The organism is Sphingobium sp. MP9-4 (assembly GCF_005281675.1).
GTDB classification, from domain to species: domain Bacteria; phylum Pseudomonadota; class Alphaproteobacteria; order Sphingomonadales; family Sphingomonadaceae; genus Sphingobium; species Sphingobium yanoikuyae.
In genome coordinates this window covers 2,501-15,826 of the sequence record NZ_LUFI01000034.1, presented here as the reverse complement: position 1 = coordinate 15,826, position 13,326 = coordinate 2,501, and the positions used below count along the sequence as shown (strand labels likewise).

Below are 13,326 nucleotides of genomic sequence, written 5' to 3'. Positions count from 1 at the left end.
TGCGCTTGCCCGGTCGGCGCTTCTTTCGCATGGCTCGTCCATCGACAGCGGAGCGAGCATGGCCGGGACAGGAGCAGGACGGCGGATCACCGCCGCAGGATGGGACATACGCTGGGACGCCGATCAGGCAGCGCAGGCCTATGCCGATGGCTGGTGGCGATCGGACACCGCCGCCGATGCGCTGGTGAACGCCGCCCGCGACACGCCCGACCGCATCCTGCTGATCGACGGCGACCATTGCCTGACCGCCGCCGGCCTGCACGATCAGGCGCAACGGCTGGCGCAGGCGCTGCTGGCGCGCTTCCCGGTCGGCAGCGTCATATCCTTCATGCTGCCCAACTGGCAGGAGGCGGCGGTCATCTATATGGGCGCGACCCTGGCCGGCATGGTCGCCAATCCGATCCTGCCGTCGCTGCGCGACCATGACCTGCGTTTCATCCTGGCCGATGTGGACAGCCGGATGATCTTCGTGCCGGAACGCTTTCGCGGCCATGATTATGGCGCGATGCTGGAACGGGTGGCGGCGGAGATGGAAAACCCGCCGGAGATCGTCATCGTTCGGGCGGAAGATGGCAAAGTTTGCGCCTATGACGCCCTGTTGTCTTCGGCCCCGACCGGCCGGCCGCTGCCCGCGCTGGATGCCGACGAGGTGCGCATGGTGATGTATACCAGCGGCACCACCGGCCGGCCCAAGGGGGTGATGCACAGCCATAATTCGATCAATGCGCTGATCCGCCAGATCGGCCGGCACTGGCTGGTCGAACCGGGCGACCGTTTCCTGGTGCCGTCGCCGATCAGCCATATCGGCGGGTCGATCTACGCGTTCGAGACGCCGCTGCTGCTGGGCGCGACGGCGATCCTGATGGAACAGTGGAACCCGGACGATGCGGTGCGGATCATGGCCGAGGCCGATTGCACCCATATGGCCGGGGCCACCCCCTTCCTGCAGCATCTGCTGGCGGCAGCGCGCGCGGCGGATACGCGACTGCCCGCGCTCAAATTGTTCATCTGCGGCGGGGCGTCGGTGCCGCCGGCGCTGATCCGCGAGGCGGCCGGCTATTTCGAGCAGGCGGTGGTCAGCCGCGTCTATGGATCGACCGAATTGCCGGTGACCACGGTCGGCGTGATCGACCGGGCCGATGTCGCCCATGCCGCCGAGACCGACGGCCGCCCCGGCATCGCCACCGTTCGCATCGCGCCGGATGGCGAGATTCGCGCGCGCGGGCCGCAGATGATGGTCGGCTATATCCACAAGGCGGATGAGGCCGCGAGCTTCGATCCGGACGGCTATTATCGCAGCGGCGACCAGGGCGCCTGGGTCGATGGCGACCATCTGGTGGTGACCGGCCGGATCAAGGATCTGATCATCCGCAATGGCGAGAATATCGCGCCCAAGGAGATCGAGGATCTGCTGGTCGGCCATGACGCCATTGCCGAGATCGCGATCGTCGGCGTCCCCGACCCGCGCACCGGCGAGCGGGCGGTGGCGGTGATCGTGCCGCGCCCCGACGCCACGCCGGATGTCGCAACGCTGGCTACGCATCTGGCCGGCCTTGGCGTCGCGCGCTTCAAATATCCCGAGGCGGTGGCGCTGTGGGACGCCCTGCCCAAGAATGACGCCGGCAAGGTGCTGAAGCAGCAGATCCGCGCCCGGCTGGTGGAAGAGCCCGCGCCGGCGGCGTCGTAGGACAATTGGTCCGCTGGCCGCGCGCCCGCCGATCGGGCATGGGCGCGCCATGTTGCGTCCCGCCTCCGCCGCCCTGTTACTGACCCTGAGCCTGATCGGCTGTGCCGACGATCACCGCGCCGAGCGGTTGAAGGCCGCCGGCCCCAATCCGACACTGGAAAAGCTGATGACGGTGGCCGACGCCAAGGCCGGCGCCCGCCTGTTCGGCACCTGCGCCGCCTGCCACACCAGCAGCGCTGGCGGACCCGACACCGGCGGACCCAATCTGCACGGCATTTACGGCCAGCCGATCGGCCAGCACAGCGCCCGGTTCGGCTATACCGCCGCGTTGCGCGTCAAGGGCGGCGTTTGGGACGACAAGGCGCTCGACGCCTGGATCGCCAATCCGCAACGCTTCGTGCCCGGCACCAAGATGCAGTTCAGCGGTATCCCCGACCCGCTCGCGCGCGCCGACCTGATCGCCTATCTGCGCAGCCTGTCGGACTGACCGGCCCCGCCAAAGATACGAATTTTTTGGGGTAGCTGGCGCGCCGGGGGCTTCGTACATCTGGCGCCATGACCAGCGGGATGACAGACGGCCTTTGGGCGCTGACCGAGAAGGAAAAGCAGACGCTGCGCCTGATGGTCCGGGGCCATGACGCGAAATCGATCGCGCGCAGCCTGGACCTGTCGGTCCATACCATCAACGAACGGCTGCGCGATGCCCGGCGCAAGATGGCGGTGTCGAGCAGCCGCGAGGCGGCCCGGCTGTTGCTGGAAGCCGAAGGCACGCCCGAGGCATCACCCCCCGATTTTCTGGGGGACAGGCTATTGGGGGCAGACGCAGCCCCGGTCGAAGCGGATCAGGACGAGGCGCCGGTCGTCGGCGTGGGGCCGGCCGATCGCCGGCGCCCGATCCTGCCTGGAGTGCTTCTCATGACTTTTGTCCTTGGCCTGCTGGCCCTCGCCGCCCTGCCCGATGCCGCCCCCACACCACAATCGACGCCGGCCGCTGCCCAGGCGCATAATGCCGAGGTCGTCGACGCGGCGCGCCAATGGCTGGCGCTGATCGATCAGGACAAATGGGCCGAAAGCTATCGCGGCACCGGCAGCGCTTTCCAGAAACTCAACACGGTGCAGGTCTGGACGGAGGTGTCGCAGACGATGCGCGGCCGGTTCGGCGCCCTCCAGTCGCGCAGCCTGCTGAGCCAGGAGGAACTGCCCGCCCCGCCCCATGGCTATGAAGTGGTGAAGTTCCGCGCCAGCTACGCCAATCAGGCACAGGCGATCGAGACGGTGACGCTGGATCGCGAAAATGGCGCCTGGCGCGTGGTCGGCGTGACGATCGAATAAGGCGGAAAGGGGCGCGTATCCACGCGCCCTTCATGCACCCGCGGCCGGTGGCGCCCCCAGCCGAAAGAACAGCGCGAGTTGCAGGCTTTCCGCGATCCGCTGCGCCTTGTCCTGCAAGGCGGCGGCCGCCGCCGGAACCATGACGGCGTCGGTCGTCTGCGACCAGAGATTCAGCCAATGGTCGAACAGCTCGGGCGTGATCCGGTCGCGATGCGCCATATGCACCGGGACGGGCTGTCCCTTGTAACGGCCCGACGACAGCATCACCGACGACCAGAAATCGACCAGCCGGTCGATATGCGCCGGCCAGTCGTCCACGGCGTCGTTGAAGATCGGACCAAGCCGGTCGTCCGCGCGGACGCGGGCATAGAAGCTTTCGACCAGTTGGCGCAGGCTGGCCTCGTCGATCCGTTCCGCCTTCATGGGTTCCGACTCCGCACGGGGATGCCCGATCCATAGCGCATCGACCGCCGGGGTTCGACTGGCCGGATGCGATCGGCCGGGTTCGACCTGACCGCGCGCCCTATTCCCCCGCGACGGCGCGGCCGAAGCTGTAGCGGATATGATCGACATGGCCCTCAAGCCCGAAGACCAGCGGATCCTGGCTGTCCATGATCGCGTCGATCCGGGCGCCGACATCCTCCGGCGTCCAGCTGGGCTGATAGACGCCCTTGCTTTCGGCGATGAAGGCGCGGGCGACCCGGCCGGCGATCGACACCAGCATCTCGCCGGTGACCGAACAGCTTTCATGCGCCAGCCAGGCGACGACCGGCGAGACCAGTTCCGGCCCCATCGGCGGATATTGCGAGATATCCAACCCCTCGGCCATGCGGGTGACGGCGCCGGGCACGATGATGTTGGATTTGACCCCTTCGGCCTCCCCCTCCAGCGCGAGCACATTGTTGAGGCCGATCATGCCCGATTTGGACATGCCATAATTGACGCAATCGCGATTGCCATAGAGGCCGCCGATCGAGCTGGTGAGGATGATGCGGCCATAGCGCGCCTTGCACATATGCGGGAAGGCAGCGCGCGCGACATGGAAGGCGCCGCGCAGATGAACGTCCAGCACGGCATCGAAATCCTCCTGGCTGAGCGCCTGCATCGAGCCGTAGCGGACGTTGCCGGCATTGTGGATCAGCCCGTCGATCCGGCCATAATGGTCGAGCGCCGCCTCTATGATGGCGCGGCCGCCCTCCGGCGTGGCGACGCTGTCGGTCGAGACGATCGCGTCGCCGCCCTGCGCCTTGATCGCGGCCACCACTTCGGCCGCCGGGCCGGCATCGATCCCCTCGCCGCGCACGGCGCTGCCCGGATCATTGACCACGACCCTGGCGCCGCGTGCGCCGAGCAGTTCCGCATAGGCGCGGCCAAGCCCCCGCCCGGCACCGGTGATGACGATGACGCGATCGTCGTAGCGCAGTTCGGACATGAGCGGGCCTTTCGCTGGATTATGCAGATGATGGCGCAGGGGTGACGCGGCGCGCGCGCGGGTTCAAGCCGGGGCGGCAAGGCATCGCCATGGCGGTTCGCCGATGCCCGGCGAAGCGGATAAGAGCGGGGCAGGACAGAGTAGAGGACAGGATAGATGCAGGTAGCGATCATCACCGGGGCGGGCAGCGGCATCGGGCTCTGCACGGCGAAGATGCTGCATGACGCCGGCATGGCGATCGTCGGCGTCGGCCGCGATCCGGCCAAGCTGGAGACGCTGGAGAGCGAAATCGGCGAACCGGCGCGGGTCGCCACCCTGTCGATCGACGTCACCGCCGACGATGCCCCGGCGCAGATCGTCCAGCTGGCGCTCGACCGGTTCGGCCGGATCGACTTCCTGGTCAACAATGCCGGCGCGGGCAGCCCCAAGCCGCTGCACGAAACCGACGACGCCACGCTGGACGGGTTCCTGGACCTGATGCTGCGCGCGCCCTTCCGCCTGGCGCGCGAGGCGATCGTCCATATGGGCGAGGGCTGCGGCATCGTGAACGTCACCTCCACCTATGCGGTGATCGGCGGGCGGCGCGGCGGCGCCTATTCGGCGGCCAAGGGCGGGCTGGACGCGCTGACCAAGCATATCGCCTGCGACTATGGGCCGCAGGGCATCCGCGCCAATTGCGTCGCGCCTGGCGTCACCATGACCGACATGGTGCGCCACCGGTTCGAGGACGAGATGTTCAAGCGGGTGAATGTGGAGACCACCCCCTTCCCGCGGCTGGGCGAGGTGGAGGATGTGGCCAGCACCATCGCCTTCCTCTGCTCGCCCGGCGCCGCCTTCATCAACGGACAGACGATCGTCGTGGATGGCGGCTGGACCTCGACCAAATATCTCTCGCCGCGCGCGCTGACGACGACATGGGTCGAGGCGGAGTAAGACTACTCTTTGGCTCGCCGCTCGGTTAGGGCGGGCCATGGCCGATGCCCCGATCCTCTATTCCTTCCGCCGTTGTCCCTATGCGATGCGGGCGCGGCTGGCGTTGCTGGTGAGCGGGCAGGCGGTGGCGCATCGCGAAATCCTGCTGCGCGCCAAACCGGCGGCGATGCTGGCCGCGTCGCCCAAGGGGACGGTGCCGGTGCTGGTGCTGCCCGACGGCCGGGTGATCGACGAGAGTCTGGCGATCATGCGCTGGGCGCTGGGGCGGCATGACCCAGAGGCGTGGCTGGCGGGTGACGACGCGGCGCTGATCGCGACCAATGACGGGCCGTTCAAACGGCATCTCGATCGCTACAAATATGCCGAGCGCCATGGCAGCGACCCGGTCGCCCATCGGACCGAGGCGGCCGGGCTGCTCGACGCGCTGGAGGCGCGGTTGCGGGATCAGGCCCAGCTTTGCGGTGCGCGGCGGACATTGGCCGACATGGCGATCTTTCCATTCGTGCGGCAGTTTGCGGCGGTGGAGCCGGACTGGTTTGCCGCGCAGCCCTGGGCCGCATTGCGCGGCTGGCTGGCCGGGCATCTGGAATCCGAGCTGTTCGCTCAAGCCATGGTGCGGCACCCGCTATGGGTGGAGGCGGACGCCGGCTAGTCCGGACCGCAACAGGCGTCGAGGCAGATCTGGCGCAGCAGGGCAATGACGTCGCGGCGCTGTTCGACCGGGATGGCGCGACCAATCCGCGCCTCATGCGCGTCAAACGCCGCACAGACCTGGCCGTGCAGCGCTAGTCCCTCCGCCGTCAGCGTCAGCGGGATCGCACGGCCCTTGCCCGCGCCCTTCTCCAACAGGCCAGACAGCGCCAGCTTGTTGATGAGCGGCACCAGATTGGCCGGCTGGGCGCGCAACGCACGGGCAATGTCGCTCTGGCTGCACCCTGGATTGGCACCGATCAGCCGCAGCAGCGTGGCTTCTCCAGGATTGAGGCCGAGCGGGGCCAGCGCCTCGCCCAGCGCGCCGGTCACCGCCGCTGCGGTGCGGCGGAGATGGAAGCCCAGCATCGCGTCGAGCGGGTCGGTGAAGGCGCTGTCGGGATCGATCGTCACCCCGCCGGTCTAGCCCCCTTGCCGTGCCGGCTCAAGTCGATATCTTATATGCCATAATATAAGATGGAGAGGAGCGATGTTCATGACGATGCGATTCGCCTTGCCGTTTGTCCTGCTGGCCCTGGCCGGGACGGCAGCGGCCCAGACGCCGCCACCCGATAGCCCGGCGGCTACCGGCACGATCGAGCCGGATGGCACGGTCCATGTTCCCGGCTTTCGCCTGCCCCCCTCCATCTATCTGAGCGAGGCGGCAAAGAAGGCGCTGCCGCGCACGCCGACCGATCCCGAAGAGCCGATGATGCGCGCGGTCGCCGCCGGGCAGGCCGGTGCGCTGCGCCAGCGCATGCCGCAACTGGTCGCGCCGCGCATCGATGCGCTGAAGGCGATGTACAAGGTGACGACGCGCGAGGAGCAGATTGCCGGCATAGCGGCCGTGCGTGCGACGCCGGCGGCTGGCATCGCACCGGGCAACCGCAGGAAGATATTGCTCAACCTGCCGGGCGGCGGCTTCATCATGGGCGTGGCCGGCGGCACCGGCATGATGGAATCGATCCCGCTTGCGGGGCTGGTCGGGGTGGAGATCCTCTCCATCACCTATCGCCAGGCGCCCGAGACCATATGGCCGGCGGCGACCGAGGATGTGACCAAGGTCTATCGCGCACTGCTCAAGACCTACCAGCCGCAGGATATTGGCATCTTCGGCTGTTCGGCCGGCGGATTGCTGACGGCCGAGGCGATCGCTTGGTTCATCCATGAGAAACTGCCGCTGCCCGGCGCAATCGGCATCTTCTGCGCGTCGGGCGATGCGCGCTGGGGCGGCGACAGCCAGAGCTTTGCCCGGCCGTTCCAGGCGCTGCCGCCGCGCGACGATGTCCGCGCCTATTTCAAGGGTATCGACCGTAGCGATCCGCTGGTGTCACCGGCGCTGTCGCCGGCCACGCTGAAACTGTTTCCGCCGACGCTGCTGATCACCGGCACCCGCGCCTTCGAGATGAGCGCGACCGTCAATACCCATCGCGAACTGATCAAGGCCGGGGTCGATGCCGACCTGCATATGTGGGATGGGCTGGGCCATGCCTTCTTCTACGATCCCGCCCTGCCAGAATCGCGTGAGGCCTTCGACGTCATGACCGCCTTCTTCCGCGATCGGCTGAAGCTGGCGCGCTAGACCGCAATCGCCCGGCGACAAAATTCCCATATCTCCACCGCCAGTTCGGATCGGCGCTGGCGGTCGGGAATGGCGGCCTCTTCGGCAAGCAACTGGCTGTGGACGGTGGTCGAGACCAGATTATAGACGAGCAGCGCCATCCACGACGCCGGTCCTGCGCGGACCTGCCCCTCTGCCATGCCTTCGGACAGGATCGTGGCGATCAGGTCGATGAGCGGGCTGACAGCTTTTTGCAGTTCGACCGGACGCGCCTCCGCCAGGCGCAGATGCTCGCGGCTGAGCGCCGCGCTCCGGCGCTGGCCGCCTTGCCAATCGCCATCAATGGCTGCGCGACCGATGACGATGGCCGTCACGATATGATGCAAGCGCGCCAGCGGGTCCGGCAGGTCGCGCACCTGTTCGCCGAACTGTTCCGCTGCGCGGCGAAGTGTGTGGTCAAACACCGCCAGGACCAGATCATCCTTGCCCGCAAAGCGATCGTATAGCGCCCGACGGGCCAGCCCGGTGCGCTGCAATACGGCACGGATGGTCAGCCCTTCCAGCCCCTCCTCGTCGAGCAGATCATAGGCGGCGGCGACGATCTGCTGGTTACGATCGTCCAGTTCCGCGATCGCGTCGTCGGTCTGCAGCGCCCGGTACATGCTCATCGATCCTCTCTGCAATAATCGCTTTCCATCTAGCAGCCCGCGACTATAGTGCCAGCATTGAGAACACCGTTCTCATCACGAAGATATATGGGAGAGCAAGATGGCGACGGTCCTCTTTGTCGAGGCCAGCGGTGCGGAGCATCGGATCGATGTGCCGGCGGGCGAGAATCTGATGCGCGCGGCGCTCAATGAGGGGCTGGAGGGCATGGTCGGCGAATGCGGCGGCGGGCTCGCCTGCGCGACCTGCCATTGCTATGTCGAGGAGGATTGGGCCGACCGCCTGCCCGCGCCGGCGCAGACCGAGCTGGACATGCTTGAATGTACCGCCAGCGAGCGCCGCCAGAGCAGCCGCCTGAGCTGCCAGATCATCGCCAGCGATGCGCTCGACGGGCTGGTCGTCCATCTGCCCGCCGCGCAATATTGAGGAGCCCGATCATGGCAACCGCCCAAGCGACGCCCGTTATGGACATTCCCGCCCATGTCCCGCCCGAACTGGTGCGCGAGATCGGCCTGACCACCGGCCCGGAATTTCTCGCCGCGCCCCACGCCTTCATGGCGAAGCTGCACGAGACGCATCCGCCGATCTTCTACAGCGTCAATCCGCTGATCGGGAACAGCTGGTGTACGATCAAGCATGAGGATGCCTTCTTCGCGTTGCGCCACCCGGAATATTTTACCACCGCCGGGGCCACCCCCTTCCCGCGCGATCCCAATAATTATTTCCATTTCATTCCGCTGGAGATCGATCCGCCGCATCATCGCAAATATCGCGCGATCCTCGATTCGACCTTCTCGCCGCAAAGCGTGCTGCGGCTCGAAGCCTATATGCGCCGCCTTTCCAACGAGCTGATCGATGGCTTCATCGATGCGGGCGAAGTGGAGTTCACTACGGCCTTTGGCCGCCCGCTGCCGGTGTCGATCTTCCTCGACCTGATGGGCCTGCCGCAGGAGATGCGCGATACCTTCGTCGGCTGGGCGGTCGACCTGCTCCATTCGCAGGATCGCATGACCGCCGGCCTCGCCATGCGCGGGATCGAGGCCTATCTGGCGCAGGTGATCGTCGAGAAGACGGCCAGGCCCGATGATGGCGTCATCAGTACGATCATCCAGGCGCGGCCCGGCGGCGAACCGCTGACCGAGCGGGAGATTTTTGGCTTTACCTTCTTCCTGTTCATCGCCGGGCTCGACACCGTGTTCGCGACGCTCAACAATATCTGGCTGTGGCTGGCGGAAAATCCCGATCGGCGGCACGAGATCATCGCCCATCCCGACCAGATCAATGCCCAAGTGGAGGAATTGCTGCGGGTCTTTTCCGTTACCTTTTCCGGCCGGACCCTTACCCAGGATCTGGAAATGCGCGGCGTACAGATGAAGAAGGGCGACAAGTTCAACAGCATCCTGCCCGCCTGCAACTATGACCCGGATGTCTTCCCGGACCCGACGCGCGTGGACTTCGACCGACCGCGCAAGCCGATTCTGGCCTTTGCCGGCGGGGTGCATAGCTGCATCGGCGCGCATTTGGCGCGTCTGGAGGTGAAGGTTGCGTTGCAGGAGTGGCTGCGGCGCATTCCTGACTTTGCGGTTCGGTCGGATGCGGAGATCAGCTACTGGCCTGGCGGTGTGGTTGGACCGAAGTCGCTTCCGCTGGTCTGGTAGGGCGCGGACGCAGAAAAGCCGCCTTGGAGTGGTCCGAGGCGGCGTGCGTGTGTGTTGTGTTGTGAGTTTGGTTGCGGGAGTAGGATTTGAACCTACGACCTTCAGGTTATGAGCCTGACGAGCTACCGGGCTGCTCCATCCCGCGACACTGGGCGTTTTGTGTGGCCCTGACATGCAAAAAGGGCGGCTTTGTGGGCCGCCCTATTTTGTAACATTGTGATGGGTTTTTGATCCGTTGCTATGCGCGTGCTTCAATGCCTGGCGACGCCCTACTCTTCCAGTGCTTGAGCAATAGTACCATCGGCGCAGACTGGTTTCACGGCCGAGTTCGGGATGGGATCGGGTGGGTCACAGACGCTATGGTCACCAAGCAATGAAGCAGGCGCATAACTGCGGGTTTTTAATCGATACCGTGCACTATTCACTTTCACTTGGGAAAGTGAACAACAAGAGCTTGTGTGTTTGATGTTCGTATATCTGGGCTGGCTTAAAACCACGCCATCAGCGTCTTGGCTGTTTCCAGCATTGTCGTTGATGGTGGGACTCTTAAGCGCGAACAGAGCAATTAGGACTGGTTAGCTCCATGCGTTACCGCACTTCCACATCCAGCCTATCAACGTCGTGGTCTACGACGGCTCGATGAAATCTTATCTTGAGGGAGGCTTCCCGCTTAGATGCTTTCAGCGGTTATCCCGTCCATACATAGCTACCCTGCTGCGCCACTGGCGTGACGACAGGTACACCAGAGGTATGTTCAACCCGGTCCTCTCGTACTAGGGTCAACTCCTCTCAAATTTCGACGCCCACGGCAGATAGGGACCAAACTGTCTCGCGACGTTCTGAACCCAGCTCACGTACCACTTTAATTGGCGAACAGCCAAACCCTTGGGACCTGCTCCAGCCCCAGGATGTGATGAGCCGACATCGAGGTGCCAAACGATTCCGTCGATATGAGCTCTTGGGAATCATCAGCCTGTTATCCCCGGCGTACCTTTTATCCGTTGAGCGATGGCCCTTCCACGAGGGACCACCGGATCACTATGACCGACTTTCGTCTCTGCTCGACTTGTCAGTCTCGCAGTCAGGCGGGCTTATGCCATTGCACTCTAACAGACGGTTTCCAACCGTCCTGAGCCCACCATCGCGCGCCTCCGTTACTCTTTAGGAGGCGACCGCCCCAGTCAAACTACCCGCCACAGAGGGTCCCTGCACCGGATAACGGTGCGAGGTTAGACATCAGAAAACAACAGGGTGGTATTTCACCTATGGCTCCACATCAACTGGCGTCAATGCTTCAAAGCCTCCCACCTATGCTACACAGTTCTTTCCTAATGCCACTCTGAAGCTGCAGTAAAGGTGCACGGGGTCTTTCCGTCTAACCGCGGGTACTCCGCATCTTCACGGAGAATTCAATTTCGCTGAGCATATCCTGGAGACAGTGGGGAAGTCGTTACGCCATTCGTGCAGGTCGGAACTTACCCGACAAGGAATTTCGCTACCTTAGGACCGTTATAGTTACGGCCGCCGTTTACCTGGGCTTCAATTCAGAGCTTGCACTCCTCCTCTTAACCTTCAGGCACCGGGCAGGCGTCAGGCCCTATACGTCGTCTTGAAGCCGACTTAGCAGAGCCCTGTGTTTTTGCTAAACAGTCGCTACCCCCTGGCCTGTGCCCCCCATCAAAAGTTGCCTTAAGATGGGGCCTCCTTCTTCCGAAGGTACGGAGGCAATTTGCCGAGTTCCTTCAGGATACTTCTCTCAAACGCCTTGGTATACTCTACCATTCCACCTGTGTCGGTTTAGGGTACGGTCTATACGGTGGGGCTATTTCCTGGGACCCCTTCACTGCCCGGAGCAATCCAATAAGCCCGAACAATTTACGGCATCCGTCACACACCACCAGGCCCACGAATATTAACGTGGTTCCCATCGACTACCCCCTTCGGGCTCGTCTTAGGGGCCGGCTTACCCTGCTCAGATTAGCTTTAAGCAGGAACCCTTGGAATTTCGGCGAGAGGGCATCTCACCCTCTTAATCGCTACTCATGTCTGCATTCGCACTTCCGATACCTCCACGGTCGGTTACCCTTCCGCTTCAACGGCCTACGGAACGCTCCGCTACCGCTCAGTCAAAGACTGAACCCTAAGCTTCGGTGCATCACTTTAGCCCCGTTACATCTTCGCCGCAGGATCTCTTATTTAGACCAGTGAGCTGTTACGCTTTCTTTAAAGGATGGCTGCTTCTAAGCCAACCTCCTGGTTGTTTTGGAAATCCCACATGCTTTCCCACTTAGTGATGACTTGGGGACCTTAGCTGTAGGTTAGGGCTGTTTCCCTTTTGACGACGGACCTTAGCACCCGCCGTCTGTCTGCCGAACTAGACTCGTTGGTATTCGGAGTTTGGTTAGAATTGGTAGATCTCGCGACCCCCGCATCCATCCAGTGCTCTACCCCCAACGGCAAATATTCGACGCTCTACCTCAATAGATTTCGCGGAGAACCAGCTATTTCCCGGCTTGATTGGCCTTTCACCCCTAAGCACAACTCATCCGACAATTTTTCAACATTGAACGGTTCGGTCCTCCAGTGCGTGTTACCGCACCTTCAACCTGGTCATGCATAGATCGCCGGGTTTCGGGTCTAATGCATCAAACTATGGCGCCCTATTCAGACTCGCTTTCGCTGCGCCTACACCTAACGGCTTAAGCTTGCTTGATACACTAAGTCACAGACCCATTATGCAAGAGGTACGCGGTCAGGTCTCAAGGACCCTCCCACTGCTTGTAGGCATCCGGTTTCAGGTACTGTTTCACTCCCCTCATCGGGGTGCTTTTCACCTTTCCCTCACGGTACTGGTTCACTATCGGTCATGTACGAGTATTTAGGCTTGGAGGGTGGTCCCCCCATGTTCAGACAGAGTTTCACGTGCTCCGCCCTACTCAAGTCCTGATGTTTCATTTTCGCATACGGGGCTGTCACCCGCTATGGCCGAACTTTCCAGATCGTTCTGCTAATTAAACATCAGGCACTGGCCTGGTCCGCGTTCGCTCGCCACTACTAACGGAATCTCGGTTGATGTCTTTTCCTCCGGGTACTGAGATGTTTCAGTTCTCCGGGTTCGCTTCACCAAAGCCTATTTTATTCAGCTTAGTGATACCTCTCCCATTTAACTACGCGACCGGCGAACCGATAACGGAATTAAATGGTGAAGGTGGGTTGTCCCATTCGGAAATCGCGGGATCAAAGCCTGCTCACGGCTCCCCCACGCTTATCGCAGCGTGCCACGTCCTTCATCGCCTGTACATGCCAAGGCATTCACCAGATGCCCTTACCTCACGCTTGAGAGTCCACACCACCAACGACAATACTG

At 63.4% G+C, this 13,326-nt stretch carries 12 protein-coding genes, 1 tRNA gene and 2 rRNA genes; 8 read left to right on the top strand and 7 right to left on the bottom strand.

Annotated features, from left to right (window positions below; genetic code table 11):
• The first annotated feature begins 58 nt into the window (after positions 1-58).
• The 3 genes from A0U87_RS11335 (at position 59) to A0U87_RS11325 (ending at position 3,019) form a co-directional block, all read left to right on the top strand.
• Positions 59-1,687 carry an AMP-binding protein gene (locus A0U87_RS11335; protein WP_137405568.1) on the top strand — a complete coding sequence of 543 codons (1,629 nt, stop codon included), beginning with the start codon at positions 59-61 and terminating at the stop codon, positions 1,685-1,687.
• 49 nt (positions 1,688-1,736) lie between these two features.
• The gene (locus A0U87_RS11330) at positions 1,737-2,174 is read left to right on the top strand and encodes a c-type cytochrome (protein ID WP_048936844.1); all 438 of its coding nucleotides are present in this window, start codon (positions 1,737-1,739) and stop codon (positions 2,172-2,174) included.
• A gap of 68 nt (positions 2,175-2,242) precedes the next feature.
• Positions 2,243-3,019 (top strand): DUF4019 domain-containing protein, encoded by a 777-nt coding sequence (locus A0U87_RS11325; protein WP_048936845.1) that lies wholly within the window; start codon positions 2,243-2,245, stop codon positions 3,017-3,019.
• 30 nt (positions 3,020-3,049) lie between these two features.
• On the opposite strand, the gene A0U87_RS11320 is transcribed toward A0U87_RS11325, so the two are convergent.
• Both A0U87_RS11320 and A0U87_RS11315 read right to left on the bottom strand, forming a co-directional pair.
• The gene (locus A0U87_RS11320) at positions 3,050-3,442 is read right to left on the bottom strand and encodes a group III truncated hemoglobin (protein WP_048936846.1); all 393 of its coding nucleotides are present in this window, start codon (positions 3,440-3,442) and stop codon (positions 3,050-3,052) included.
• 100 nt (positions 3,443-3,542) lie between these two features.
• On the bottom strand, positions 3,543-4,451 hold the full coding sequence (locus A0U87_RS11315; protein ID WP_004209116.1) for an SDR family NAD(P)-dependent oxidoreductase: 909 nt from the start codon (positions 4,449-4,451) through the stop codon (positions 3,543-3,545).
• A 156-nt stretch (positions 4,452-4,607) separates the two neighbouring features.
• Here A0U87_RS11315 and A0U87_RS11310 point away from each other — a divergent pair, with 156 nt between their 5' ends.
• Positions 4,608-5,384, top strand: coding sequence for an SDR family oxidoreductase (locus A0U87_RS11310; RefSeq protein ID WP_048936847.1), 777 nt, complete (start codon positions 4,608-4,610; stop codon positions 5,382-5,384).
• Positions 5,385-5,421: 37 nt separating this feature from the next.
• Entirely contained in the window at positions 5,422-6,036 is a 615-nt protein-coding gene (locus tag A0U87_RS11305; protein WP_048936848.1) for a glutathione S-transferase, read from the top strand.
• Here A0U87_RS11305 and A0U87_RS11300 read toward each other — a convergent pair.
• On the bottom strand, positions 6,033-6,488 hold the full coding sequence (locus tag A0U87_RS11300; RefSeq protein WP_048936849.1) for a MarR family transcriptional regulator: 456 nt from the start codon (positions 6,486-6,488) through the stop codon (positions 6,033-6,035). The two genes, A0U87_RS11305 and A0U87_RS11300, sit on opposite strands and share 4 nt — an antisense overlap.
• Positions 6,489-6,570: 82 nt before the next feature.
• Here A0U87_RS11300 and A0U87_RS11295 point away from each other — a divergent pair, with 82 nt between their 5' ends.
• Complete coding sequence (locus A0U87_RS11295) at positions 6,571-7,656, top strand: alpha/beta hydrolase fold domain-containing protein (protein ID WP_048936874.1); 1,086 nt, start codon at positions 6,571-6,573, stop codon at positions 7,654-7,656.
• Here A0U87_RS11295 and A0U87_RS11290 read toward each other — a convergent pair.
• On the bottom strand, positions 7,653-8,303 hold the full coding sequence (locus tag A0U87_RS11290) for a TetR/AcrR family transcriptional regulator (RefSeq protein WP_234415702.1): 651 nt from the start codon (positions 8,301-8,303) through the stop codon (positions 7,653-7,655). The genes A0U87_RS11295 and A0U87_RS11290 overlap by 4 nt on opposite strands.
• A gap of 100 nt (positions 8,304-8,403) precedes the next feature.
• Here A0U87_RS11290 and A0U87_RS11285 point away from each other — a divergent pair, with 100 nt between their 5' ends.
• Together A0U87_RS11285 and A0U87_RS11280 are read left to right on the top strand one after the other, a co-directional pair.
• Entirely contained in the window at positions 8,404-8,727 is a 324-nt protein-coding gene (locus A0U87_RS11285) for a 2Fe-2S iron-sulfur cluster-binding protein (protein WP_048936851.1), read from the top strand.
• A gap of 11 nt (positions 8,728-8,738) precedes the next feature.
• Positions 8,739-9,959, top strand: coding sequence for a cytochrome P450 (locus tag A0U87_RS11280; RefSeq protein WP_137405567.1), 1,221 nt, complete (start codon positions 8,739-8,741; stop codon positions 9,957-9,959).
• Between the two features lie 68 nt (positions 9,960-10,027).
• Here A0U87_RS11280 and A0U87_RS11275 read toward each other — a convergent pair.
• The 3 genes from A0U87_RS11275 to A0U87_RS11265 all read right to left on the bottom strand — a co-directional run bounded on the left by A0U87_RS11275 (position 10,028) and on the right by A0U87_RS11265 (position 13,297).
• Positions 10,028-10,104, bottom strand: a tRNA-Met gene (locus A0U87_RS11275).
• Positions 10,105-10,215: 111 nt separating this feature from the next.
• Positions 10,216-10,330 (bottom strand): 5S ribosomal RNA (rrf, locus tag A0U87_RS11270).
• Between the two features lie 175 nt (positions 10,331-10,505).
• Positions 10,506-13,297 (bottom strand): 23S ribosomal RNA (locus A0U87_RS11265).
• Between the last annotated feature and the right edge of the window lie 29 nt (positions 13,298-13,326).